Origin of the sequence: Arthrobacter sp. Bi83, assembly GCF_918698095.1 — a bacterium.
Classification (GTDB): domain Bacteria; phylum Actinomycetota; class Actinomycetes; order Actinomycetales; family Micrococcaceae; genus Arthrobacter.
Genome location: NZ_CAKKLY010000120.1, coordinates 1 through 1102, shown reverse-complemented (window position 1 = coordinate 1102; position 1102 = coordinate 1). Strand labels below are relative to the sequence as shown.

At 64.0% G+C, this 1102-nt stretch carries 1 protein-coding gene; it reads right to left on the bottom strand.

Features of this window, described 5'->3' with window-relative positions; all coding sequences use genetic code 11:
- Positions 1-4: 4 nt before the first annotated feature.
- Positions 5-1090, bottom strand: coding sequence for an inositol-3-phosphate synthase (locus LQ144_RS22905; RefSeq protein WP_230121535.1), 1086 nt, complete (start codon positions 1088-1090; stop codon positions 5-7).
- Positions 1091-1102: the final 12 nt, after the last annotated feature.

Genomic DNA, 1102 nt, shown 5'->3' with positions numbered 1-1102 from the left:
GGGTTTAGCGCTCGAGGTCGCCGCGGATGAAGGCCTCGACCTTTTCACGGGCGAGGTCGTCATTGAACTGCTCCGGCGGGGACTTCATGAAGTAGCTCGAAGCCGACAGGAGCGGCCCGCCGATGCCGCGGTCCAGGCCGATCTTGGCGGCGCGGATGGCGTCGATGATCACGCCGGCGGAGTTGGGTGAGTCCCAGACTTCCAGCTTGTATTCGAGCGAGACGGGGGCGTCGCCGAAGTTGCGGCCCTCGAGCCGGACGAAGGCCCACTTGCGGTCGTCCAGCCACTGGACGTAGTCCGACGGGCCGATGTGAACGTCCTTCGCAGCGAGCTCGGCCTCGACGTTCGAGGTGACGGCCTGGGTCTTGGAGATCTTCTTGGACTCGAGGCGGTCGCGCTCCAGCATGTTCTTGAAGTCCATGTTGCCGCCGACATTGAGCTGGTACGTGCGGTCCAGCGTGACGCCGCGGTCTTCGAAGAGCTTGGCCATGACGCGGTGCGTGATGGTCGCGCCGATCTGGCTTTTGATGTCATCGCCTACGATCGGAACGCCGGCGGCGGTGAACTTGTCCGCCCATTCCTTGGTACCGGCGAGGAACACGGGCAGGGCATTGACGAAGCCCACGCCGGCGTCGATGGCGCACTGTGCGTAGAACTCCGCGGCCTCCTGCGATCCGACGGGCAGGTAGCAGACCATGACGTCAGCCTTGGCGTCCTTGAGGGCCTGGACCACGTCGACCGGCTCGGCCGGGGACTGCTCGATGGTCTCGAGGTAGTACTTGCCGAGCCCGTCCAGGGTGTGGCCGCGCTGCACGGTCACCCCGGTCGGCGGAACGTCGGCGATCTTGATGGTGTTGTTCTCGCTGGCCAGGATGGCATCGGCCAGGTCAACGCCGACCTTCTTGCCGTCAACATCGAAGGCGGCTACGAACTGGACGTCGTTGACGTGGTACTTGCCGAACTCAACATGCATCAGACCCGGGATCGTTGCCTGGGGGTCGGCATCCCGGTAGTAGTGGACACCCTGCACCAGGGAAGCAGCGCAGTTACCCACGCCGACAATGGCAACACGAATCGGATTTGAAGACACGGAACTCCTTTG